Annotated in this window: 22 protein-coding genes; 7 read left to right on the top strand and 15 right to left on the bottom strand. The window is 72.1% G+C overall.

The genetic code is table 11. From position 1 onward, the window contains the following. Window positions 1-101: 101 nt before the first annotated feature. From L2C96_RS27590 to L2C96_RS27555, 8 genes are all read right to left on the bottom strand, one after another. Window positions 102-1,004 (bottom strand): sugar phosphate isomerase/epimerase family protein, encoded by a 903-nt coding sequence (locus L2C96_RS27590; protein ID WP_237338319.1) that lies wholly within the window; start codon window positions 1,002-1,004, stop codon window positions 102-104. 20 nt (window positions 1,005-1,024) lie between these two features. Continuing rightward, window positions 1,025-1,945: a multicopper oxidase domain-containing protein gene (locus L2C96_RS27585; protein ID WP_020416648.1), complete on the bottom strand. Its 921-nt coding sequence runs from the start codon at window positions 1,943-1,945 to the stop codon at window positions 1,025-1,027. Between the two features lie 25 nt (window positions 1,946-1,970). After that, on the bottom strand, window positions 1,971-3,566 hold the full coding sequence (locus L2C96_RS27580) for an OmpL47-type beta-barrel domain-containing protein (protein ID WP_237338318.1): 1,596 nt from the start codon (window positions 3,564-3,566) through the stop codon (window positions 1,971-1,973). 64 nt (window positions 3,567-3,630) lie between these two features. After that, a complete protein-coding gene (locus tag L2C96_RS27575) occupies window positions 3,631-7,185 on the bottom strand; it encodes a ThuA domain-containing protein (RefSeq protein ID WP_237338317.1) in 3,555 nt (1,184 codons plus the stop codon). Between the two features lie 44 nt (window positions 7,186-7,229). Beyond that, complete coding sequence (locus L2C96_RS27570) at window positions 7,230-7,448, bottom strand: response regulator transcription factor (RefSeq protein WP_237338316.1); 219 nt, start codon at window positions 7,446-7,448, stop codon at window positions 7,230-7,232. Between the two features lie 712 nt (window positions 7,449-8,160). Continuing rightward, window positions 8,161-8,853 carry a hypothetical protein gene (locus L2C96_RS27565; RefSeq protein ID WP_020416651.1) on the bottom strand — a complete coding sequence of 231 codons (693 nt, stop codon included), beginning with the start codon at window positions 8,851-8,853 and terminating at the stop codon, window positions 8,161-8,163. After that, window positions 8,850-9,650 (bottom strand): ATP-binding cassette domain-containing protein, encoded by an 801-nt coding sequence (locus tag L2C96_RS27560; protein WP_020416652.1) that lies wholly within the window; start codon window positions 9,648-9,650, stop codon window positions 8,850-8,852. Before L2C96_RS27560 ends, L2C96_RS27565 begins: the two co-directional genes overlap by 4 nt. Then, window positions 9,647-9,985: a PadR family transcriptional regulator gene (locus L2C96_RS27555; RefSeq protein ID WP_027931529.1), complete on the bottom strand. Its 339-nt coding sequence runs from the start codon at window positions 9,983-9,985 to the stop codon at window positions 9,647-9,649. The genes L2C96_RS27560 and L2C96_RS27555 overlap by 4 nt, the downstream gene beginning before the upstream one ends. Window positions 9,986-10,060: 75 nt before the next feature. Between L2C96_RS27555 and L2C96_RS27550 the strand changes: the two genes are divergently transcribed. Further along, on the top strand, window positions 10,061-11,563 hold the full coding sequence (locus tag L2C96_RS27550) for a PAS domain-containing protein (RefSeq protein ID WP_237338315.1): 1,503 nt from the start codon (window positions 10,061-10,063) through the stop codon (window positions 11,561-11,563). 5 nt (window positions 11,564-11,568) lie between these two features. Beyond that, the gene (locus L2C96_RS27545; protein WP_237338314.1) at window positions 11,569-12,189 is read left to right on the top strand and encodes a hypothetical protein; all 621 of its coding nucleotides are present in this window, start codon (window positions 11,569-11,571) and stop codon (window positions 12,187-12,189) included. Here L2C96_RS27545 and L2C96_RS27540 read toward each other — a convergent pair. The 4 genes from L2C96_RS27540 to L2C96_RS27525 are packed head-to-tail and all read right to left on the bottom strand — an operon-like array spanning window position 12,176 to window position 15,837. Then, window positions 12,176-12,775, bottom strand: coding sequence for an MSMEG_1061 family FMN-dependent PPOX-type flavoprotein (locus L2C96_RS27540; protein WP_237338313.1), 600 nt, complete (start codon window positions 12,773-12,775; stop codon window positions 12,176-12,178). The genes L2C96_RS27545 and L2C96_RS27540 overlap by 14 nt on opposite strands. Continuing rightward, a complete protein-coding gene (locus L2C96_RS27535) occupies window positions 12,772-13,794 on the bottom strand; it encodes a FecCD family ABC transporter permease (RefSeq protein WP_237338312.1) in 1,023 nt (340 codons plus the stop codon). Before L2C96_RS27535 ends, L2C96_RS27540 begins: the two co-directional genes overlap by 4 nt. Further along, entirely contained in the window at window positions 13,791-14,822 is a 1,032-nt protein-coding gene (locus L2C96_RS27530) for a FecCD family ABC transporter permease (protein ID WP_020416658.1), read from the bottom strand. The genes L2C96_RS27535 and L2C96_RS27530 overlap by 4 nt, the downstream gene beginning before the upstream one ends. A gap of 4 nt (window positions 14,823-14,826) precedes the next feature. Then, entirely contained in the window at window positions 14,827-15,837 is a 1,011-nt protein-coding gene (locus tag L2C96_RS27525; RefSeq protein WP_237338311.1) for an iron-siderophore ABC transporter substrate-binding protein, read from the bottom strand. A 193-nt stretch (window positions 15,838-16,030) separates the two neighbouring features. Here L2C96_RS27525 and L2C96_RS27520 point away from each other — a divergent pair, with 193 nt between their 5' ends. Further along, window positions 16,031-16,438: an ATP-binding protein gene (locus tag L2C96_RS27520; protein WP_237338310.1), complete on the top strand. Its 408-nt coding sequence runs from the start codon at window positions 16,031-16,033 to the stop codon at window positions 16,436-16,438. Here the strand turns inward: L2C96_RS27520 and L2C96_RS44695 are convergent. Further along, window positions 16,363-17,358, bottom strand: a complete 996-nt coding sequence (locus L2C96_RS44695) for a LysR family transcriptional regulator (protein ID WP_308191184.1) — start codon at window positions 17,356-17,358, stop codon at window positions 16,363-16,365. The genes L2C96_RS27520 and L2C96_RS44695 overlap by 76 nt on opposite strands. Before the next feature lie 80 nt (window positions 17,359-17,438). Between L2C96_RS44695 and L2C96_RS27510 the strand changes: the two genes are divergently transcribed. From L2C96_RS27510 to L2C96_RS27495, 4 genes are all read left to right on the top strand, one after another. After that, complete coding sequence (locus L2C96_RS27510) at window positions 17,439-18,644, top strand: MFS transporter (RefSeq protein WP_237338309.1); 1,206 nt, start codon at window positions 17,439-17,441, stop codon at window positions 18,642-18,644. Window positions 18,645-18,654: 10 nt separating this feature from the next. Next, window positions 18,655-19,257 (top strand): hypothetical protein, encoded by a 603-nt coding sequence (locus L2C96_RS27505; RefSeq protein ID WP_063710135.1) that lies wholly within the window; start codon window positions 18,655-18,657, stop codon window positions 19,255-19,257. Window positions 19,258-19,278: 21 nt separating this feature from the next. Then, window positions 19,279-19,599: a roadblock/LC7 domain-containing protein gene (locus L2C96_RS27500; RefSeq protein WP_237338308.1), complete on the top strand. Its 321-nt coding sequence runs from the start codon at window positions 19,279-19,281 to the stop codon at window positions 19,597-19,599. A gap of 431 nt (window positions 19,600-20,030) precedes the next feature. Beyond that, window positions 20,031-20,423 (top strand): hypothetical protein, encoded by a 393-nt coding sequence (locus tag L2C96_RS27495; protein ID WP_237338307.1) that lies wholly within the window; start codon window positions 20,031-20,033, stop codon window positions 20,421-20,423. Here L2C96_RS27495 and L2C96_RS27490 read toward each other — a convergent pair. Both L2C96_RS27490 and L2C96_RS27485 read right to left on the bottom strand, forming a co-directional pair. Next, window positions 20,420-21,622, bottom strand: a complete 1,203-nt coding sequence (locus L2C96_RS27490; protein ID WP_237338306.1) for an FAD-binding protein — start codon at window positions 21,620-21,622, stop codon at window positions 20,420-20,422. The genes L2C96_RS27495 and L2C96_RS27490 overlap by 4 nt on opposite strands. Next, on the bottom strand, window positions 21,622-23,667 hold the full coding sequence (locus L2C96_RS27485; protein ID WP_237338305.1) for a DUF6351 family protein: 2,046 nt from the start codon (window positions 23,665-23,667) through the stop codon (window positions 21,622-21,624). The genes L2C96_RS27490 and L2C96_RS27485 overlap by 1 nt, the downstream gene beginning before the upstream one ends. Window positions 23,668-23,736: the final 69 nt, after the last annotated feature.

The following is a 23,736-nucleotide window of genomic DNA, read 5'->3' as shown; positions in this document are numbered from 1 at the left end:
CGCTGCCGCGGCTACCGCTGCCGCGGCTACCGCTGCCGCGGCTACCGCTGCCGCGGCTACCGCTGCCGCGGCTATCGCTGCCGCGGCTATCGCTGCCGCGGCTATCGCAGGCGCAGCGCGGCCAGGTAGTCGTGCATGCGGTCGGCCCGGGAATCGGTCAGCGGGTTGCTCTGGTCGTCGTTCTCGATGATGAACTCGCGCATGCCCAGGCGGGTCGCCCCGCTGAGGATCGTGCGGTAGTCGACCACCCCGGTGCCCAGGTCCGCCAGGTTGCCGTTGGCGTCCAGGTCCTTCACGTGCGCCAGCAGCATCCGGCCCCGGTTGGCCCGGATCAGCTCGACGTTCTCCTGCGCGCTCAGCCCCGCCGCGGACGACCACCCCATGTCCAGCTCCAGGTACAGCAACTCGGGATCGGAGCTGTCCAGCAGGATCTGGTAGAAGGTCCGCCCGTCCGGACCATGACCGGTGAACTCGCTGGTGTGGTTGTGGTACCCCAGCTTCATCCCCGCCCGGCGGATCCGCTCCCCGGCGCGGTTGAACGCGGGCCCGGCCTCGGCGAAACCCTCCGCCGTGTCCGGCACCCCGCCGGGGCACACGATGTAGCGCTGCCCCAGTATCCGCGCCATCTCGATCAGCTCACCGATCCGCGCCTCGTCGAGGAACTCCGCGTACCCGTGGTGGCTGGACACCGCCCGCAGGCCGTACTTGTCCAGCAGCGGCCGGATCTCCCGCGCGTGCGCCGGATCCGTGCCACCGGGGAATCCGGCGAACTCCAGGTTCCGGTACCCGGCCCGCGCGAGCGCCCGCAGCACCGCCTCCGGCTGGGACATGAACGCGTCCCGCACCGAGTACATCTGCAGCCCGATCCGGCTGTTCGGGATCCGCCGCCCGGGCGATGCGGCTGCTACCGGAGCAGCCCCCACCACCGCCACCCCGGCCGCGGTCGCCGCCACGCCCGCCAGGAACTTGCGCCGGTCGAAGACGACCGGAACTCCACCACACATGACGCTCTCCTTCCCAGAAATCAGTGTTCGTGGACACCGGCCGGCATCGTGCCGTCGGCGTTGCGGACCAGGAACATCCCCGCCATCCCCATGTCCGAGTGGTTCTGGACGTGGCAGTGGTACATCCACATCCCCGGCCCGACCCCCTCACCGGCGATCACCTGGAACCCGAACGACACCCCGGGGTTGAGGTCCTTGATGTCGATCAGCGGGCTCGGGTCGTACTCGCTGGTGCGCATGCCGGTCCGGTTGTCCAGCCAGCGGTGCCCGTGCAGGTGGAAGGTGTGGAAGTTGCTGCCGTGCCCGATCGCGATCCACTCCACCCGCTCGCCGAGGTTCGCCTCGAACGTCGGTGCGTCGTGGTGCGCCCGGTTGTTGATCATCATGTCGTTGAACACCACGGTGAACTGCCGCTTCGGCAGCAGATCGCCCTGTCGCCGCACCACCAGCGCCCCGTACAGGCCCTTGAGCACACCCTCGGTGCCGTGCTCGGTGCCCATCGCGTGGTCGTGGTAATGCCAGTAACCCGCCGTGCCCTCCGCCCACGACCCGTCCGCCCGCCGGTAACCCACGTGACTGCGCCAGGTGTAGCGCCGGGTCTGGCCGGGCATCACCGCGGACCCGTTCATCAGGGTGCCGTCGGAGTTCACGTCGTAGTCGACGCCGTGCGGGTGCAGCGACAGCACCCGGTCGGTCGTGTTGACCAGGTCGATCTCGAGGGTGTCGCCCTCCCACATCTCCAGCACCGGCCCGGGCACCGTCGCCCCGCCGGGCGCGAGCCCGTAGCCGTACAGCTCGTCGGAGATCTTCTCGGCGTACATCGTGATCCGCCGGGTCGTGCCCTGCGCCCGCACCGGGGCGGCCGCCGCGACGCCGGGCACCGACGCGGCCAGCCCGGCCGCCGCGGTGCCGAGCACGGCGCGCCGCGTCATCTTGGCCATGGAAAGGTCCTTTCGTGGAGAGGGGTCACACCATGCGTTCGAACGCCGGGTTCGGCTGCCGCTCCTGCTTCGAGGGGCCGCTCGACGACACGACGGTGAACGTGACGCTGCCGATCTCGCTGGTGTTGCCCGCCTCGTCGGTGGCGCGGTAGCGGACCGTGTGGGTGCCGACGCGGTCGACGACGAACGGCTTGTTGTAGCGGGTGAACACGTTGCCGTCCAAGGAGTACTGGATGCGCGCGACGCCGGAGGCCTCGTCGGTCGCGGCCAGGGTGACCGTCACCGGGCCGACGTAGTCCCACGACCAGTTCTGCGGCCCGGCCAGTTGCACGGTGACCACCGGCGGGGTCAGGTCGCCCGCTTCGGCGATGGTGAACGACAGCATCTGCACGGCGCTGGTGTTGCCGGCCCGGTCGGTCGCGCGGTAGTGCAGCATGTGCGTGCCGACCGCGGTGATGGTCACCGGCTGGCCGTAGCGGACGAAACCGGCGCCGTCCAGGTCGTACTCGATGGAGGCGATCCCGGACTCGGTGTCGGTGGCCGCCAGGACGAGGGTGGCCTTGCCGGCGTAGGAGCCCTCGGTGTTCAGCTCACCGTCCAGGTCTGCGGTCACGAACGGCGCCGTGACGTCGCCGAGCGGATCCACCTTTACCGTCAGGGTTTTCGGCTCGCTGGTGTTGCCGGCCTTGTCGGTGGCGCGGTAGGTCAGGGTGTGCGTGCCGGTGCCCAGCACCAGCGGCTGGCTGTAGGTCGCGTACGCGCCGCCGTCCATTGTGTACTCGATCTTCGCCACGCCGGACTCGCCGTCGGTCGCGGTGAGCGTCACGGTGGCGCTGCCCGCGTAGTTCCCGGCGTCGTTGCGCTCGCCCGCGACGCTGGCGTTCACAACCGGCGCGGTGGTGTCGTCGTTCGGCTGCACGACGTTGATCACCAGCGTCTTGGGGTCGCTGGCGTTGCCCGCCTTGTCGGTCGCGCGGTAGTGCACGGTGTGCGCGCCCGGCGCGGTGATGGTGACCGGGCCGGTGTAGGGGCGGTAGGTGTCGTCGTCGAGCGTGTACTCGACGGTGCCGACACCGGAGCTGTCGTCGGTCGCGGTCAGGGTGAGGGTGGCGGTGCCGACGTAGTTGCCGTCGGGGTCGGTGGTGCCGTCGACGGTCGCGGTCACCTCCGGTGGCGTGGTGTCCTGCTCGCCGCTCTCGGTGACGATCAGCTCGCCGCTCATCGTGTGCCCGGGCATCGCGCAGTAGTAGCGGTACTTGCCCGGCGTGAGGGTCACCTGCGCCTGGTGCAGCCCGTGCTCGGCGTCCAGGGGGCTGGCGGTGATGTTGAGGTCGACGTCGTGGTTGTAGCCCGGCGTCGAGGTGTCGAAGGTCAGCGTGTGGGTCATGCCGGTGGTGTTGCCGGTCTCGGTGCTGTTCTCGAACACGATGGTCGCCGCGCCCGCGACCGCCGTCGCAGGCGCGGACGCGTACTCGGTCAGGCTGTCGTCGGCGGTCCAGGTCAGCACCTGTTCCGCCGCCGCGGTGATCGGCACTGGCTCGGCGATCGCGGCGGTGGTCGTGCCGGTGAGCAGGCACAGTCCCGCCGTCGCGGCCACCAGCGCGCCACGCAGAATTCTCATGGGATTCCTCGCAGGGTGGAGCCCGGTGGCGCCGCCGCGGCGGCGCCACCGGGGATCGGGATTGCTAGAGCTGCCGCACCCGGATGTTGCGGAACTCGATCACGTCGCGGTCGCTGTGGTTCTGCAGCCCGATGAACCCGCTGAAGAACTGCCGCAGATCGGTCGGCGGGTCACCGGCGCGCGAGGACTGCTTGCCGGGCGTGTTGTCGAACTCGTTGATCACCACGCCGTTGCGGATGATCGTGTAGTGCTGGCCGGTCACCCGCACCTCGTAGTCGTTCCACACGCCCTTCGGCGTCGGCATCGCCCGGTCCAGTCCCACCTGGGAGAAGTTGTAGACCGAACCGGTCTTCTGCGCGTCCCCCGCGGTGTTGTCGTTGATCTGGATCTCCTGTCCACAGTAGATCGCGACCCACGCCTGCGACGTCCGCGCCGAGCCGACCGTGCCGCAGCTGCCCGGCGGGCGTTGCTCCAGCGGGGTCCGCACGTCGGGGAACCGGGTGAACACGCCGCTGTTGGCCCGGTCACCGGCCGGCGCCACGTCGCGGAACTGCAGCCGCACCGAGAAGTCGCCGAACGCCTTGCCGGAGTACCACAGCATGCCCATGCCACCGGCGCTGTGCAGGGTGCCGTCGGGTTGCAGATCGAACCGGCCGTCCGGCGCCTGGGTCCAGCCGTTCATCGAGGTGCCGTCGAAGAGCCACTCGTAGGCGGTGGACCGGCCCACCTGGGACGCCGAGGCGGCCCGGATCAGCTGGTTGGCCTCCTTGTCGGACAGCAGCCCGAAGCCACGCAGCTTCGTGACCACGTCGGTGGCGTACGTGGTGAACGCGTCGTGGCTCGCCCACGGCCGCTCGTCATCGACAAGGTCGTTGATCGTGCAGCCGAGGCCGATGTTGCGGTTGGGCACCGCGGTTTCGTTGTCCAGGAACCACACCTTCTGCCGGGCGTCCGGCGCCGGGCAGCTGATGGTCACCGGCAGGTTCGCGGTGGCCTTCGTCCCGTCGGCGTAGGTGACCTCCAGCGTCGCGTAGTAGGTGCCGCCGCGCAGGTAGGTGTGCTGGGGGTTGGCCTCGGTGGAGGTGGTGCCGTCCCCGAAGTCCCAGCGCCACGCGACGCCGCCGGCCTTGGCGCTGTTGAACGCCATGGTCATCGGGCCGGCCTGGGTGGTGGTCCCGACGGTCGCCGACTCCGGAGCCGGGGTCGCCGCGCCGCCGTGGTAGGTGATGCGCAGCAGCTTCTGGTTCGGGTCGAGGCTGAAGAAGCCACCGGCGTAGTCCAGCAGGTACAGCGCGCCGTCCGGGCCGAACTTGGCGTCCATCCAGCTCTGCAGGCCGCCCTCGCCTCCGCCGCCCTTGATGATCTGCCGCAGGTCCTCGGCGAACGCGGGCGCGCCCTGAGTCGGCACGCGCGCCGGGTCCAGCGTCACCGCGATGCGGTTGTTGCCGTTGGACTCGTCACCGATGAACCACTTGTCCTCCCAGTACGCCGGCCACGCGACGCCGCTGGCGGTGTTCACCTCGGCGCGGTGGTAGGTCGGGCCGGACATCACGGCCTGCCCGCCGCCCTTGAGGTAGGGCTCGGTGTAGGTCGCCTCGGACTCCACATAGGACGGGATGCCGCTGCCGTCCGCGCGCGCCGGGTAGACCGGCCCGCCGCCCTGCGGCGAGTACCAGATCGCGTTGTCCCGCGCGGGCGGGATGTCCACCAGGCCGGTGTTGCGCGGCGAGGTGTTCTTCAGGTTGTCGCAGTCGTACCAGCCGGTGAGCACGCTGGCGTCGGTGTTGCTGCGGTCGCGGTAGGGCTGCCGGTTCCCCATGCAGTACGGCCAGCCCTGGTTGCCCGCCGAGGTGATGACGGTGGCCGTCTCGTACTTGGCCGGGCCCAGTTCGGGGTTCGGGGCGCCGGCGTCCGGGCCGACCCAGCCCGCGGTGAGCCAGTCGTGCTGCCGGTCGATCGCCAGGCGGGCGATGTTGCGCACGCCCATCACGTAGATCTCCGGCCGGGTCTTGCCGCCGCCCTCCTCGGCGCCGGTGAACAGGTTGCCCTGCGGGATCGTGTAGGTGCCGTCCGGCTCCGGGTGGATGCGCAGGATCTTGCCGTTGAGGTCGTTGGTGTTGCCCGAGGTGCGGCGCGCGTCCTGGAACGACGTGCCCTGGTACTCGGCGGTCCAGTTGTTGCCGGAGTAGCCGTCGGAGCCGCCGGAGGAGTTGTTGTCGCCGACGCCGATGTAGAGGTTGCCCGCGTCGTCGAAGGCCATGCCGCCGCCGGCGTGGCAGCAGCTGTGGATCTGGGCAGGCCAGTGCAGCAGGTCCTTGCGGGTGGCCTGGTCGATGGTCTGCCGCGCGGCGTCGTAGGTGAAGCGGGACACCGTGCGCTGGCCGATCCGCTTCTCCCGGTCGATGGACTCGTGCGGCATCCAGTAGACGTAGAACCAGCCGTTGCGGGCGAAGTCCGGGTCGAGCGTCATGCCGACCAGGCCTTCCTCGTTCTTGACCAGTTCGTCACCGCTGCCGCGGTTGCCCATCACGGGCAGCGTGGTGAGCAGCTTGACCTGCTTGGTCTTCGGGTCCCACTGGTGGATGGTGCCGCAGCCGAGGCCGACGTTCGGGTCGTTCCAGTCCACGATCGGACCGGACGGGCAGGCGGCCTTGCCGATGTAGAACACCTTGCCGTCGGGGGCGATGGTCAGGCCGTGCGGTTCGCCGATCTGGTCGAGCTGGCCGGGCTGGTTCGGCTTGGTGAGCCGCTCCACGGTGTAGTTCGAGGCGATCGTGGCCTTGCAGTCGCCGCGCACCATGCCGGTGGTCCAGCGGATCGCGCCGAGCAGGTGGCCGCGGAAGAGCTGGTCGGTGGTCCAGCTCTCGACGGTGCGGCCCATGCCGGTGTAGAAGGAGCGGCCGCCGTCGTAGTCGCGGCACCAGGACACCGGGTGGAACGCGCCGTTGCCGCCCTGGCCCGGCTGGTACTTCCACTCCTCGACCTGCGCGATCGTGTGCACCTGGCCGACCGGGTTCGGGCTCCAGTTCAGCCACTGGTCGGAGCGGGTCCAGTTCAGCGGGAGGCCGGCGTTGGCGGGGTGCTGCCGGTCGGTCACGTCGACCACGGCCTGCTGCACCGAATCGGGGCTGGTGGCGGGCCGGGTGCCGATCAGGCCGGTGAACCAGTCCGATGTGGACTGCGCGCGGGCGGCGTCGTGGACGCCGACGAACCCGTTGCCCGCCGCGACGAACGCCTTGAGCGCGTCCTCCTGCGCGGCGCTGAGCGTGACGGAGTTGGCGGACAGGAACACGATCCCGCGGTAACGGGCCAGGTTGGCCGGGGTGAAGACGGCGGGGTCGGCGGCCACGTCGGCCTGGAACCCGCCGGTGCGGCCGAGTTCCTGGACGGCCGCGGCGGCCGTGTTCACGGGGTCGGCCTGGCGGTCGGACGGGCCGTGGAAGACCAGGACCCGGATGGGGTCGGGGGCCTGTTGCTGTTGCTGCGGCGCGGGTGCCGGCGCCGCGAGTGCGGGCAGCACTGGCACGGCGGTGAGCAGGACCAGCCCGCACAACTGGGCCAGCACCCGGCGGAACCGGCGTCTGGACCGGTTCGGTTCGTGGACACGTCGGTAGCGCATACCATCCCTCGCTCGGACTGCGCGGGTTTTCCCCGCGCTCGGGTTCAGATGAGCTTGTGCCGCGCGGCCCAGACCACGGCCTGGATCGGGGCGTGCACGTCCAGCCGGTCGCAGATCCGCCTGATCCGGCGCTGCACCGTGCGTTTGCACAGGTTGAGCCGCCGCGCGACCGCGTCGATCGGCAGGCCGTCGGCGAGCAGGGCGAGGACGGCCAGCTCCTCGCCGGTGAGGACTCTGAGGGGTTGGTCGAGCGTCGCGGTCACTTCACGTCCGCCCGGAGACCGGCCGGCAGCGTGATTCGGGGTCGGATCGACATTGATCTCTGCCCTCCCAGCAGCGGGCTACTGATGCTCTGGGAAACTAACCACTTCTGCGCACGGTAGGAAGATGTCTGTCGCGAACTGGCCACTGGAAGGTCGCGAACAGGAAGAAGTGACTCCGTTCGGACCACAACTTTCGTGGGGCCGAGCGGCGAGGTGGTTCAGTCCTCTCCGCGGACGCCGGTGGCGGAGGGGGAGCGGGCCGAGTGGGGACCAGGGTTCACGGGCGTCGGGCGGGGTGGGCGGGCGGTGGGCGGATTACGGGGCGAACGTCGGCGGTTGCGGCGTCGGGCGGGGTGGGCGGGTGGTGGGCGGATTACGTGGCGAACGTCGGCGGTCCGGGCGTCGCGCGGGGTGGGCGGGGCGCCGAGGGGTTGACCGGCGAGGTGGTCAGGCCACTTCGTGGGCGGGGCCGGGATGAAGGTGAGGAGTGGGCCGGGTGGCCCGGGCGTCGGGCGGGATGAGTGGGCGCGGGCAGGTTGCGCGGCGAACCGTCGGTGGCCCGGGCGGTCCGGGCCCCGGCACCTCCGGTCGCTCGTCGCGGAACCGCACGAGCGCCGTCACCGGCAGGAGCCGGATGGCCGAATCCGCGCTCGCCCCGGGCGGCCCGGCGTCACGCGGGATGGGCCGGCCACGGTACGCCGGGCCCAGGCCATCAGCGGGGTGCGACGAACTTCAGGTGCGACCGCTGCCGCAGGCGGAGGGATGACGCCACCGCCACCCCGGCCAGCAGCACCACCGCGCACACCACCCCGTGCAGCACCCCGCGCACCAGGTACCCGCTGTCCACGCCGTCGATCGCGTACGTGCCGATCTCCCTGCTGAACCAGAACGGCAGCACGCGCGCCAGTGCGCTGCCCGGGTCGGTCATCATCTGCAGCCCGACCACCACCAGCAGCACCAGCGTCCCCTCGAGTTCGCGGGGCAGGATGGCACTCAGGGCGAGCCCGAAGGGCGCCGAGACGACCACCATGATCGCCATCATCAGCGCCACCGGCCCGTGCCGCACGCCGTCCTGGTCCACCAGGATCAACAGGAAGTACGGCACGGCCAGCGCGACCCCGACCGCCCACAGCGCCGCCAGCCGCCCGACGTACAGGTGGTGGCTGCGGTACCCGGACAACCGCAGGCGCGGCTCGATCTCCCGCGCCGCGCTCCCCGCGAACAACGCCGCCGTGCTCAGCGCCCACCCCAGCCCGAGGCACACGAACCGCACGGACTGGCCCAGGTGGTCGCCCCGCCTGCTGAGGTAGAACGCCAGCGGCAGCACCGCCAGGATGACGAGCACCGACCGGCGCCGCAGCATCTCGCGCAGCGCCATCTCCGCCACGGTGGCGAACCTGGTCATCGGTTCCTCCCGGTCAGGTCGAGCACCAGGTCGACCCGGTCGGCCTGGTTGAGCAGGTGCGTGACCACGACGACGGCCTTCCCGGCGTCGCGCCACCGCCACGCCTGCTCCCAGAAGTCGAGGTAGGTCCCGCGGTCGAACCCCTGGTACGGCTCGTCCAGCAGCAGCACGTCCGGATCGCCCAGACCGGCCAGCACCAGGTTCAGCTTCTGCCGCGTCCCGCCGGACAGGTGCCGTGCCTGCGCCGGCTCGGCCTGCCAGTCGAGCACCGCCGCGCGCGAGCGCCCGGACGAGCGCGCCTCCTCCCGCGTCAGGCCGCGGCCCGCGCCGATCAGCACGAAGTGCTCGTCCGGCGTCAGGAAGTCCGCCGTGCCACCGGCCTGCGGGCAGTAGCCCAGCGAGCCGTGCACCCGCACCTCGCCGCCGTCCGCGCCCGCCATGCCCGCGCAGATCCGCAGGAACGTGCTCTTGCCGCAGCCGTTGGCGCCCACCACCGCCGCGATCTGCCCGGACCGCACCGTCAGGTCCACATCGGACAGCACGACCCGCTTGCCGTACTTCTTCGTGATCCCCACGGCTTCCAGCAGCACCCGCCCGCCCCGGCGCGGCGCACGGCCGACGCTGTCCACGACCGCCGCCGCGTAGGCCGCGGGCGGGCCGAACACCCGCAACGGGTGCTCGCCGCTGTCGCGCAGGTGCGTGGCCGCCTCGGCGACCACGTTGCGGCCCACGTCCGGGCTGACACCGTGCCGGTGCAGCTCCCCGGCCAGCGCCGTCAGCCAGTTGTCGACGTTCATCGCGTCGCTCCTTCCCCCAGCACCGCGGCGACGCCGGCGGTGAACTCGCGCCAGTCGGCCCTGGTCAGGCGCAGCTTCTCGGCGCCGGCGGCGGTGATCCGGTAGTACTTGCGCGCGGGACCGGCCGAGCCCTCCCGCCAGCTCGCGGTGAGCAGCCCGGTCCGCTGCAACCGCAGCAGCACCGGGTACAGCGTGCCGCCCTGGATCGGGCCGAGCCCGGCCGCGTCCAGCGCCTGCGCCAGCTCGTACCCGTAGGACTCGCGCCGCTCGACCAGCGCCAGCACGCACGGGTCCAGCACGCCGCGCAACCACTGGGCCCGCCGCTCCTGATCCACGCCGACAAAGTAGCAGAGCCATCTAGGTTGCGCCGCTACCTACCCGCCCGGCGTCGCGTGAGCTGGAATGTGGAGATGTCGGACCGTGTCGATTTCGAGGCGGTGTTCCGCGCGGGAGCGACGCCGAGTGCGTTGCTGTCCCGGGACTTCGTGATCGTCGCGGTCAACGACGCGTACGAGAAGGTGTCCGGGCGCCCGCGCGCCGAGCTCGTGGGCCACGACGTGTTCGAGGCCTTCCCGGACGACCCGGAGGCGGCCCGCGCGCTGCGCGCCTCGTTGGACCGCGTGCTGGCCACCGCCGAGCGGAACGTGATGGCGCTGCTCAAGTTCGACGTGGCCGTGGCCGGCCGACCGGACGAGGTCGAGCACCGGTTCTGGAGCCCGGTCAACGTGCCGGTCCTGGACGACGACGGCAGCGTCCGGATGATCCTGCACCGCGTCGAGGAGGTCACCGAGGTCCTCCGCGAACTGGGACTGCCGCGGCAGGACGCGGCCGAGATGCAGGCGGGGCAGGCGGAGGTCTACGCCCGCAGCAAGGAACTGGAGCGCACCAACCAGCGCCTGGCCGCCGCCACGGACATCACCACCGCGATGCTCGCCGACGCGCCACCCGAGGTGGTGCTGCGGCTGATCGCGTTGCGGGCCAAGGAGATCGCCGACGCCGCGAGCGGGTGCGTCCTCCTGCGGGAAGGCGACCGGTTCGCCGTCGCCGCGGAGGCCGGGGACGCCGCCGTGGACCCGGCCGCGCTGGCCGAGGAGGTCCGCCGCACCGGCAGGCCCGGCGTGCGGGTGACCGGCGACGGCGTCGCGGTGGCGGTGCCGCTGCGCCACGAGGAGGAGGTCCGTGGCGTCCTGGTCGTCACGAACCCGCCGGGCCGGAGCGGGCTGGGCAGCCCGGCCATCGTGCCGCTGGAGCCGTTCGCCACGCAGGCCGAGCTGGCGCTGGAACTGGGCGACCGGCGGCGGGACACCGCTCGCCTGCTGCTGCTGGAGGACCGCGACCGGATCGCCCGCGACCTGCACGGGTCGGTGGTGAGCCGGTTGTTCCAGCTCGGGCTCGAGCTGAGCTCCGCGGCCGAGCTGATCATCCGGGACGAGCCGGCGCGGCGCGTGCGCGGTGTGGTCGTCGCGCTGGACGGTGTGGTACAGGAGCTGCATTCCGCGGTGTTCCGCACCGCGGGAGTGCGCCCGGACGGCCGGACCTTCCGCGAGCGGCTGCAGGACCTCATCGACCACGCCGCCGAGGCGCAGGGGTTCGCCACCACCTCGCGGCTGGACCCCCGCCTCAACGGCGTGCTCGGCGAACGGGCCGAGCAGCACCTGATCGCGGTCCTGTCCGAAGTGCTGGTCGGCGAGGTGCGGGACCGGACTGCGCAGGTGACGGTATCGGTGGGCGTCCAGCCGCCCCACGTGGTCGGCGAGCTGACGGTCCGCGGGCTCGTCCTGCCCGCCGGCATCGCCGAACTGGGCCTGACCGCGCTGGCCCGGCGCGCGGACCAGCTCGGCGGGTCCCTGACCCTCGACACCGGAGACGGGGAACGGCGCTACACCTGGCGGATGCCGCTCGGGGGATCATGAGTGAGATGAACGCCGACCACCTCGACGACGCCGTCCAGCTCGCGCTCGGCACGCTGCGCACCGCGATCGACGCCGACTGGGACGTTCCCGCGGGCGATCTCGACTGGAGCTGCTGGGAAACCGCCGAGCACCTCTCCGACGACTTCTTCGGCTACGCGGTCCGGCTCGGGCCGCGCATCCCGCCCCGCCACGGGGAGGTGCCCTACCTGTGGCAGCGGCTGCGGCCGGGCGGCCCGTCGAACGCCGTGCACGCGGACCGCTCCGCGGGCCCGGCCGGGCTGCTGCGCGTCGTGGAGGCGAGCGCGGCGCTGCTGACCGCGATGGTGCGCACCACCCCGGCGCACGTGCGGGCCTGGCACGTCTGGGGCGAGGCCGACCCGGCCGGGTTCGCGGCGATGGGGATCGTGGAGACCCTGGTGCACACCCACGACCTGGCGACCGGGCTCGGCCTGGCCTGGGAGCCGCCGGGGGAGCTGTGCGAGCCCGTGCTGCGACGGCTCTTCCCGCACGTCGCCCCGGACGAGCCGTGGCCGACGCTGCTGTGGGCGACCGGCCGGGGCGAGCTGCCGGGACGAGCTCGCCTCAGCGAATGGCGCTGGTACTCCGCGCCACTCACCAGCCGGTGAGCTTCGCCGTCTCCAGCTGGTTCTTCAGCAGCTGACCGCCGGTGGGCAGGTCCGCCTGGTCCGGCCAGGTCGCCGGGTCCCACACGCCGGAGCGGCGGAAGGCGTTGGCGCAGTGCACGAACAGCTCCTCGACCTCGACCACCACGGCCAGCGCCGGCTTCACCCCGCCCTCGGCCAGCTCGCCGAAGAACGGGGCCGAGCGCACGATCGTCGCGCGGCCGTTGACCCGCAGCACGTCCTCCTTGCCGGGCACCACGAACAGCATCCCCACGCGCGGGTGCCGCAGCAGGTTCCGCATCGTGTCCAGCCGCCGGTTGCCGGGCCGGTCGGCGAAGGCCAGCGTGCGGTTGTCGTCGAAGACCAGGACGCTGCCGGCCGGGTCGCCGCGCGGGGACAGGTCGAGGCTGCCGTCCGGCGCGGTCGTCGCGACGAAGTACAGCGTGGCGGCGTCGATGAACTTCCGGCTCAGCCCGTCGATCCCGGCCAGGCCCTTCGCGGCGATCACCGGCGCGGGCGGGCTGACCACCTCGCGCAGTTCCGCCTCGCTGGTGACGACTTCGGCGTCCTCGGGGCGCCAGACGGTCATGAACGTGCTCCTCGGCTCGCGGTGGCCAGCAGGTACAGCAGGTAGGGCGCGCCGACGGCGCCGGTGACGACCCCCACCGGCAGCTGGTGGGCGCCGCTGAGCAGGTGCTGCGCGGCGAAGTCCGCGAGGATCGTGACCAGCGCGCCGACGGGCGCGGACGGGACCAGCCCGGGACGGCCGGTGCGCAGGACGCGCGTCGCGATCGGCCCGGACAGGAACGCCACGAACGCGATCGGCCCACCGACCGACGTCGCCACCCCGCACAGCGCGGCCGCCAGCGCCAGCAACGCGAGCCGCACCCGTTCCACCCGCAGGCCGAGCCCCTTGGCGGCGTCGTCGCCGAGCTCCAGCACCGTCAGCGTGCGGCCGAGCAGCAACGCGGCCGGCACGAGCACGACCAGGAACACCGCGGCCATCCGCACCTCGCCCCAGGCGACGCGGTTGAAGCTGCCGGTGATCCACACCAGGGCCTGCGCGGCGATCCGCACGTCCGCGCGGGTCAGCAGGTAGGACATGGCGCTCGCGGCCAGCGCGGCGACCCCGATGCCGACCAGCACGAGCCGGTGCCCGGTGACCCCGCGCCGCCAGGCCAGCGCGTAGATCAGGACCGACGTGGCGAGACCGCCGGTGAGCGCGGCGGCCGGCACAACCAGCCCGGACACGCCGAGGGTGATCAGGCACAGCACCGCGGCCAGCGACGAGCCGGCGGTCACGCCGATGACGTCCGGGCTGGCGAGCGGGTTGCGCAGCAGCCGCTGGAACAGGGCGCCGGACAGGCCGAACGCGAACCCGACCAGCAGGCCGGCGAGCGCGCGCGGCAGGCGCAGCCGCAGCACGATGTAGTCGTCCCGCACGGTGCCGCCGCCGAAGAGCGTGCGCACCACGTCGGGCAGGGCGATCGGGAAGTCCCCGATGGACAGTGCGAGCAGGAAGACCGCGAGCACCGCGACGGCCAGCACGGCGGTGACGGCCGCGGTGCGCCGCGCCGTGCGGCGGTGGACCTCGACGACGCTGGTCATCCACGCACCCGCTTCCGCCGCACCAGCGCGATGAACACCGGCGCGCCGATCGCCGCCGTCACGATGCCGACCTGCAGCTCGCCGGGCTGCGCGAGCACCCGCCCGACGACGTCGGCGGCCAGCAGGACCAGCGGCGCCAGCACCATCGAGTACGGCAGCAGCCACCGGTGGTCCGGGCCGGTGATCAGCCGCGCGGCGTGCGGCACCATCAGGCCGACGAAGGCGATCGGGCCTGCCATCGCGGTCGCGGTGCCGCACAGGATCACCACGGCCAGCGCGCACAACGCCCGGCCGGCGTTCACGTGCACCCCGAGCCCGCGGGCCACGTCGTCGCCCATCGCCAGCCCGTTGAGGGCGCGCGCGGAGGCCAGCGCCAGCACGAAACCCACGACCAGGAACGGCAGGGCCTGCGTCACGACCGACGAATCGCGGCCGGCCAGCGCGCCGACCTGCCAGAACCGGAACTGCTCGTAGGTGGCGTTGTCGGTGACGAGGATGCCGGTGGTCAGCGACCGGAACGCGGCCTCGCACGCGGCGCCGGTGAGCGCGATCTTCAACGGGGTGGCGCGGTCCCGGCCGAGCGAGCCGATCCCGTAGACCAGGACTGCCGCGAGGCCCGCGCCGAGGAACGCGAACCAGACGTAGCCGGTCATCGACTGGATCCCGGCCAGGCTGATGGCGGCGACGATGCACAGCGACGCGCCCGCGTTGACGCCGAGGATCCCGGGATCGGCGAGCGGGTTGCGGGTGACGCCCTGGATGATTGCCCCGGCCAGGCCGAGCGCGGCGCCCGCGAGCACCCCGATCAGGGTGCGCGGGATCCGGACCTCCCACACGATCACGTGATCCGGGTTCGCGGGGTCGTGGTGCAGCAGGGCGTCGACGACAGCGGACGGCGGGAGCCCCTTGGCCCCCACCGCCATGCTGGCCACCACGGCCAGCCCCAGCGCCACCAGCCCGAGGATCAGGCCGAGGCCGAGCGGGGCCCGGCGGCGCTGGGGGAGCGCGGTCGTGGTTTCGCGGAGCACCGGGTCAGCGTGCCAGCGCTTCGGTGATCATCGGTACCACCTTGTCGATCGCGTAGCTCAGGCCCAGCGGGGTCGCGCTGGCGAAGGCCTGCGAGATCGTCTTGTCCGACAGCACGACCACGTGCCCGGCCTTGACCGAGGGCACCGCCTGGAACAGCGGGTCGCTGTCGATCTGGCTCGCGTCGATGCCGATCGGCGAGATCACGGTCAGGTCGGCGTTGAACAGGTCCATCCGCTCCGGCGAGACGGTGATGTAGAAGTCCTTCCCGGCCAGGGCCTGCACCGCGGGCGACTGGGTGAAGCCGAGGCGCTCCATGAACTCGATGCGCGCGCCGCCGTTGACGTAGGCGCCGTAGGAGGTGGCCATCTTCGCGCCGACCGCGACGGTCTTGCCCTTGAACTCCGGGTGCGCGTCCGCGGCCTGCTGGAACTTGGCGTCCAGGTCGTTGCGCACCTGCGCGGCCTCGGCGGTCCGGCCGAGCGCCTTGCCGATCATGTCGAGCTGCTGCTGCCAGGTGGTCGCGTAGGCCTCGCCGCCTGCCGGGATGCTCAGCACGGGGACGCCGAGGGCGGCCAGCTGGTCGTAGCGGGCCTTGTCGCCGCTGGCGCGGGTGTCCAGGATCAGGTCCGGGTTGAGCGCGGCGACCTGCTCGGCGCTGACCTCCAGCGTGCCGAGCATCGTCGGCGCGGTCGTGTAGTGCTTGTCCTGCGGCATCCACGGCGCGACGCCGTCGCCGCCGATCGGCAGCCAGTCCGCGGCGCCGACCGGCTGCACGCCGAGGGTCAGCGCGACCTCCGCGTCACCCCACCCGAGCGCGACGACCCGCTTGGGCTGCTGCTCGATCGTCACGTCGCCGAACGCGGTCGGGATGGTGACCGGGAAATGACCGCTCGCCGGGGTCGCCGGCTCGGTCGCGCTCTGCTCCGCGGACGAGCCGCAGCCCGCGAGCACGAGGACCGCGCCCAGGAGGAGAGCGAGGAGAGAACCGCGCGCACGCGGCCGGGGGAAACGCATGGGGAAGCCTCTCGGATTAGGTAAGCCGATCCTAAATTAGGTAGGCCTCGGTTCGCAGTCCAGATGGCCGTGATCACAACGCGGGCCACGGCTGGTGGTTCCGGGTGGGAGGGTGTGACATGGACACGCCGCGGTTCGGCGAGCGGGACAATCGCTCGTGACGCTTTGAGCAGACAGGGCGTGGGTGAGCGGGATGGATGACGCGTCGGTGATGGGCGCATTGGTGCTCGACCTGCCGCATACAGTGCCGCCGCTGGTGCGGGTGCGCCAGTGGGTGGCGGCCGAGCTTTCCGACTTGGGCGACGACCGGGTGGTCGCGGTGCAGCTGATCGCGACCGAATTGATCACCAACGTGTACGACCACGGCGGCGGGACCGGCCGGATCCGGCTGTCCCGGGACGCGAACCGCATCCTGGTGGAAGTCGACGACGGTTCCCCGTCGCCGCCCGTGCTGGGGGACGGGGACCCGAAGGCCGTGCGCGGGCGAGGCCTCGTGCTGGTGGACAAGCTGGCCCTGTCGTGGGGCTACCGCCCGCGGGCGGACGGCGGCAAGACGGTCTGGGCGCTCGTCGACTGCGAGACCCTGAGCTGGACTTCCTGACGAATCCAGGACGGGCGCCACACCGGTTCGGGCAGTGGCGCCAGGTTCGCGAAGTGGGCGAGGACCGGCCGCAGACCCGGGTGCGGGTGCGCCGGGACCAGCAGGGAGAGCGGGTAGGCGAGCACCGGGTTCACGACCGGGATGCGGCGCAGGCCGAACCGGGCGGGCCAGGTGTAGCGGTCGCGCGCGCCGACCAGGGTCGCCACTTCGGCGGATTCGGCGAGCGCTTCGAGCAGCACCTCGTCACCGAAGTGCGGGCCCGCCGCGTCGATGCGCAGGCCGAACGCCGTGACCAGCTGGTCGTAGAACTCCGCCCATTCGCTGCGCGGCGCGATGCCGGGCACCCGGATCCGGAGCCCGCGCAGCTCCTCCGGCGTCACCGACGGGGCGTCGGCCAGCGGGTGCCGGGGGCCGGCGAGGAGTTCCAGCGCGGAGTCGAAGACGTGGATCATGCGCACGTCGGCGGGCAGCGCGGCCGGATCGGGGAGGGTGCGGAACGAGGCGTCCACCTCGCCGGACCGCACGGCGGCCGCCGCCACGCGGGGGTCGTCGACCCGCAGCGTCACCACGTCCAGTTCGGTGCCGGGGTGTGATCGCCAGTAGTCGTGCAGGACGACGGCCTGTGCGCTGCGCAGGCCGAGGACGTCGATCCGCAGGGCACGGGAGCCCGGCCGGACGGCGGCGATGCCACGGTCCACGCCCGCGACGACCCCTCGCGCGTGCGGGAGGAACGCCTGGCCGTCCGCGGTCAGCTCGACTCCGCGGGCGGTGCGGGTGAACAGGCGGACGCCCAGCTCGCGCTCGAGGGCGGCGATCCGCTTCGAGACCGCCTGCTGGGTCACGCCCAGCTCGTCGGCCGCGTGCTGCAACTGCCCGAGCTCCGCCGCCCGGACGAACGATCGCACTGCCTCGGTGTCCACCGGGCCAGCCTAAGCAGGGTCAACTCCCGGTTGTGGCTCGCCGGGCGGCGGTTGTTTGATCCGCCTCCGCACTGCCCGCTGTGATCTGCGGCGTGGAAGCCGATCTTCGCCGGCTGTGGTCGGCCTACGCGGTGAGCACGTACGGCACGTGGCTCGCCTTCGGGGCGTTCCCGTTGATCGCGGTGCGGGTGCTGCACGCGCCGGCGTTCGCGGTGTCGTTGCTGGAGGCGGCCGGGCTCGCCGCGGCGGCGGTCTGCGCGCTGCCGCTCGGGTGGTGGGTCGAGCACCGGCCCAAGCGGCCGGTGGTGATCGCGATGGACCTGGCCCGGTTCGCCGGGATGGCCAGCGTGCCCGCGGCGTACGCCTTCGATGTGCTGTCCTACGGCCAGTTGCTGGTCGTGTCGGTCGTCGCCGGGACCGCGAACATCGCGTTCACCGCCGCGTCCGGCGCGTACCTGAAGCACCTCGTGCCCCGGGCGCGACTGCTCGCGGCGAACGGGCGGTTCGAGGGCACGAGCTGGGTGGCGACCGCTGCGGGCCCGCCCGTCGGAGGCGCGCTCGTGGCCCTGCTCGGCCCGGTGGTGACGGTGCTGGCCGACGCGCTGAGCTACCTGCTGTCGGCACTCGCGGTGCTGCGCATCCGCGGCGGTGATGTCGCGGCGTCCAGGGTCGCGCGGTTCCGTCTGGCCGACCTGCTCGCCGGCGCGCGGGTGATCGCGCGGGATCCCGTGCTGCGGAGGCTGTTCCTCAATTCGATTCTGGTCAGCGGCCTGATCATGGCCACCACGCCGCTCCTGGCGGTCCTCCTGCTCGGCGAGTACCGGTTTTCCGCGTGGGAGTACGGGCTGGCGTTCGGCGTCCCGGCGCTCGGCGGGTTCGCGGGCGCCCGGCTGTCGGCCCGGTTGGCGCGGCGCTACGGGCGGCACCGGGTGCTGACCGCCTCCGGCTGGCTGCGGTCGATCTTCCCGCTGGGGCTGGCGTTCGTGGGCCCTGGCGTGCCGGGGCTCGTCACGGTGATCGTCGTGGAGGGCCTGCTGATCACCTGCATGGGCGTCTTCAACCCGATCCACGCGACGGAACGGCTGCACCGCACGCCGGCGGACCACGCGGCGCGGGTGCTCAGCACGTGGAGCGTGAGCAGCAAGCTGCTGCAGGCCGGGCTGATGGCGGGGTGGGGCGTGCTGGGGACGCTGACGAGCCCGCTGTCCGCGATCACGGTGTCCGGCGTGCTGCTGCTCGGCACGCCACTGCTGTTGCCGCGGCGGGGTTTGGAGTCCGACGAGTAGCGTCGGGATCATGGGGGTAGGGCATTACCTGCGCAACGAGCGCCGTTTGCTCGCGTCCATCGGACTCGCCTTGCGGCGGCGGAAAGCGCTTGCGCCTTGCGCCGTCGCGGCCGGTTATTCGCGGGCGCAGCGGCCGTTGCTCGTCGTGTTCGTCGTGCTGACCGTGGTCGAGGGGCTGCTGTTCGCGCTGGTCGGGTTCGGGATCGTGGTGCACCTCGTCCTGGCGGCGGTCGAGCTGTACTCGCTGTTGCTGGTGGTCGGCCTGCTCTGCTCGATCACCGTGTACCCGCACTCGGTGTCGGCGGACGAGGTCCGCGTGCGGTACGGCGCGTTCCTCGACGTGCGGGTCCCGGTGAGCGCGATCGCGGCGGTGCGCGCCAGGACCGAGGACCACTCGGGCAGGCCGGGGTTCGACCTGGACGGCGAGACGTTCACGGTGGCGTTGTCCTGGCAGACGAACGTCGTGCTGGAGCTGAGCCGGCCGGTGCCCTTCACCCGCCCGCTGGGCCGGCCCGGCGAGGCGCGGGTGATCAAGTTCTACGCCGACGACCCGCAGGCTGCGGCTGCCGCGATACACCACGCCATGGTGCGTCCGCGGGAAAGGCCTGCGTGAGGGGGCCAGCACGATCGGCACGTGATCATCGAAGGTCTCGTCCGCGAACTCCCACAGGTGCGGCACGCGGTGCTGCTCTCCGCCGACGGTCTGGTGCTGGACCACTCGGCCGGCCTGGACCCCACCGACGCCGAGTACCTGGCCTCGATGGCCGCGGTGCTGCAGAGCCTGGCGCTGCGGGTGAGCAACGTCCTGGACGGCGGTGCGTCCCGGCAGGTCGTCGTGAGGTGCGACCGGATTGCCCTGGTGGTCCTCCCGTGGAACGACCACGAGCGGCTCGCGGTGGCCACCGCGGAGGCGGATCTCGAGGGGGTTGTCGGGGAGTTGACCGACAAGGTCTGACCTCGCGGGTCGTGGTGTCGGGATGACTTGGGGGTTGCGGCGATGCTGGGGTGCGGCTGATCGCTGCTGCTGGGGTATGGACTTCATGGAGGGAATGTCCGCGGACTTCGACTGGCCGGCTGGCGACCTGCTCGGGAGGCGGATCTTGGTGGGATGTCGGGAGGTTGGCTGGTGGGGTCTGACCTCGCGGGTCGTGGTGTCGGGATGACTTGGGGGTTGCGGCGATGCTGGGGTGCAGCCGACCGCTGCTGCTGAGGTGCGGACTTCATGGAGGGTATGGCCGGCAGGGCGTGACCAGTGGGCTGGCGACCTCCTCATGGAGGCGGTTCATTCTGATAGTCACCACGGAGGCGGACCTCGATGACCTCGTTGAAGAACTCGCCCGCGCCGCGGCTTGACCTTCCAGGTGCTCGAAGGTGCATCGTTGAGACATGTCGAGAGAAGAACTCGCCCTGGCGATGACCAAGGAACCCGCCGAGGCGAAGCGCATCCTGTTGCGGCTCTGGGAGGAGGGCTCGGCGGTCGACCGCTGCGCCGCGGCACACTTCCTCGCCGACCGGCAGGACGAGCCGCGCGACGAGTTGCTCTGGGACCTCCGTGCGCTCGAAGTCGCGCAGGCCGCGGATCCCGCCGAGGTGCACGGGTTCTTCCCCTCCCTGCACCTCAACCTCGCGGACGTCTACCGCCGCCTCGGCGACTTCGCCAAGGCACGCGAGCACCTCGCCGCGGCGGAGGCGGTCATCGACACCCTCCAGGACGACGGCTACGGGCGCATGATCCGCGGCGGCCTCGCGCGGGTGGCGGAAAAACTCGCCGAGAGCTAGAAGATCCCCGGCCCCGGGGTCAGCACGCCGGCCGGGTCGTAACGCGACTTCCACCCGCACAGCGCGGGCCACCGCGAACCGAAGTGGTGGCGCCAATCCGCCTGCGTGAAGGGGATCGCGCCGACCGGGTAGGTGAACCCGCCCAGGTCGCGCGCCTCCTCGTAGAGGCGGCGGTTCTCGGCGACCTGCCTGGCGACCAAATCGGCGTCATCCGGCGGAAAACGCAGGATCGCCACGAGAAAAGCGATCCGCTCGGCAGGCAGGCGGACCAGCGGCGCGTGCACCTCACCGGTGAACACCGGGTAGAACAACACGCACCCCGCCGGCCCGAGGTCCGCGGGCGTCAGCCGCTCCACCAGCGCGGTCAGGAAACCCACGGCGGTGGACGCGGGCAGGAAGCAGTTCCACCACGGGTGCGGGTGAAACCACGCCCCGGTCTCGGTCAGCAGCTCCTCGGCGGCGTCCAACCGGTGCTGGAACTCCACATAGGACAAATCCCCGCCGGAGTACGCGGCCGTTTCCAGGAACACCCGCCTGCCCGCCTCGCCGAAGCGGACCTGGCCCTGCACGAAGTCGAACCGCCCCTCCTCGACGAACCGAAGCTGGTCCGCCGCCGCGGCCGCCACCGTGTCGTAGTCCACCTCGTGCCGGCTGATCCGCGGCGACGCGGCGACCAGCCGCAACGTCGCGCGCGTGATGATCCCGCACTGGCCCAGCCCGCCCAGCACCGCGGCGAACAACTCGTCCCCGGGGCCACACGTCCGCACCACCCCGTCACCGGTGACGACCTCCAGCGCGATCACCGTGTCGGTCTGCAGCCCGTGCCGGAAACTCGTCCCGCCGATCCCGCCCATCGACAACGTGCCGCCCACGGACAACCTCAGGTAGTCGGTCAGCACCGGCGGCGTGCGGCCGCGCTCCCACGCCGCCGCGAGCACCGCGTCCCAGCCGGCGCCCGCGTCCACCACGATCCGGTCCTCGGCGACCTCGTGCACCGCGGCCAGCGACGACATGTCGACCACGACACCATCGGTCAGCGCCTGCCCGTACCCGGAATGGCCCCGTCCCCGCGCCGCGACCGGCACCCCGTCCGCGGCCGCGGTGCGAACGCTCTCGCCGACTTCCCCGGCCGAGCGTGGCCGCAGCACCGCGGACGGCCGCCGCCGGACCAGGCGCCCGAAGTCGACGGACGCGGTCATCAGTACCGCTGCCAGACCCCGGCGGGCTTCCGCGCGCCCACACCGGGCTTGCTCCAGTCGCACACCCCGTCCGGGAACGCCGCCCGCAACCGCCGCTGCTCCTCCCGGGTGAACGTGACCGGCAGGTAGTCGCGGAAGTCCACCGGCTTCAACCGGCACTTCAGCGCGTCCATCGCGAGCCCGGACCCGGCCACCAGACGCGTGTTCGCCGCGACCGGGAACAGCTCACCGCACCGCCCGCTCGACGGGTAGGTCAGCCGCTCCCGCACGCGCTCGGTCGCCGACACGTAGCACCCGTCCCCCAGGTCGGCGGGCCGGTTCGCGACCACCTTCTGCTGCGCGCCGCGCCCCGACCGGTCGTTCCCGATCGCCGTCAGCCAGCGGTCCATCGCGTCCAGCTCGTAAGCCGCCGCCACCGCGGCGTCCGCCGGCCGGCTCGCGATGATCACCTGGTTGTCCGCCGCCCCGCTGCGCCGCAACCGCTCCCGCATCACGAACGACCACTCCGTGGTGTGGATGTCGGCGCCGAACCCGGCCAGGTCGAGGTCCGTGCGCTGGTCGATGATCGGTGTCGTGCGCAACCCGAGCGACGCCGAGTTGAACAACCCGGACCGGTAGGCCGCCGACAACGCCTTCGGATCGGCCGCGCTCCGCGCCGGAACCGGGGCGCCCGTGTAGTCGAGCCCGCCGATGGCGGCGTTCAGGTCCACGAACTGCGCCGCCGAGATCTGCCCGGACCGCAGGGCCGACAGGCCGTACTGCACCCCGGTGTTGTCCAGCGTGCTGCGCACGAACCCGGTTCGCGGATCACGCCCGAGCTGGTTCACCAGCTGCTCGTTGGAGTTGCAGATGACACCGTCCGGATTGGACACCGGGTCCCACCGCTCGGACACCGGCAGCAGCGGGGTGCAGCTGCCGGTCGCCGTCGCGCGGTTGGCGAACGTCTGCTCCCACGACACGCACGTGCTGTAGGTGTGGAACCCGGCCACCGCGAGCCGCTGCTCCGGCGTGAACGAGCTGCCCGCCCCGGCGAAGTACCGGTTGAGCAGGCGGCAGTCCGTGACCGGCCCGGCGGTGCTCAGCGGGTCCGGGTAGGAGATGCCGGGGATGATGCCGTCCAGGATGCCCGGGTAGTTCTCGGCGATGTCGTACTGCTGGATCGCGCCGCCGGACCCGCCCCAGCCGATCGTGTGCCGCACCGGCCCGTAGGTCTCGGTGAAGTGCTCCTTGACCATCATCGCCGCCTCCGCGGAGATGATCGGGCTGCAGTTGTTGTCCAGCACGTTTAGGCTCGACGAAGCGACCGCGTACCCCTGGGACAGGAACAGGTCGTTCAGCACACCGCCGGTCGACGCGCCCTGGTGGAACCCGGAGTTGCAGCCACCGCCGAAGGTGTAGACGAGCCGCTCGTTCCAGCCGCGCTCCACAGTGAACGGTGACGGCGCGGTCCCGTCGGTGAGCGCGGCGATCTCGTAGACCGCGCGGTCGATCGTGCCGCGTTCCACCCGCACGATGTAGGGCATCCCGTTGACCGACGCGAGATCGGCGGGCCGGGACGCAGGATCGGCCAGCGGCCGGAACTGCCCGCCGGTCGTGCGGTACTGGTAACTCACCTGGGTGGGCGCGCTGCACAGCGGCGGCGTCGCGGCCGGCAGCCCGTAGGCCTGCGTCTCGCAGTAGAACGGCTCCTGCTGCCGTCCGGAGAACACCGGCCCGGTGATCGGGTGGTTGGTCACCCGCAGGCTCGCGCGTCCCCGGCCCGGCGCGCTCGCGACGATTTCGTTCGTCCCGTCCCGCAGGCCGCCGACCAGGCCGAGCAGGGTGTCGCCGGTCTGCTTGAACTCGCCGGTGACGTCGCGGCCGTTGGCCGTCACCCGCACGTCCCGCGCGGCCGGCACCCGCACCAGCACCTGCCCGCCGCTGACCAGGTCGGGGTGCGGGTTGGAGACGGATTCGACGGTCAGCCGCGGCGGCGCCGCGACCGCCGCCGGAACGGTGAGCAGCGACGCCGCACACGCGGCGGTCAGCACCAGTGCACGCAGCAAGGGAGCACCCCCGGGCTCGTGCGCCACCTCGTCGTGGCGCCCGCGTCGGGTATAGCACGCGGTCCGGTC

This window comes from Amycolatopsis tucumanensis, from assembly GCF_021654135.1.
Lineage (GTDB): Bacteria > Actinomycetota > Actinomycetes > Mycobacteriales > Pseudonocardiaceae > Amycolatopsis_E > Amycolatopsis_E tucumanensis.
Note: the sequence above shows the minus strand (reverse complement) of the source record. Positions and strands in the feature narration are given on the sequence as shown.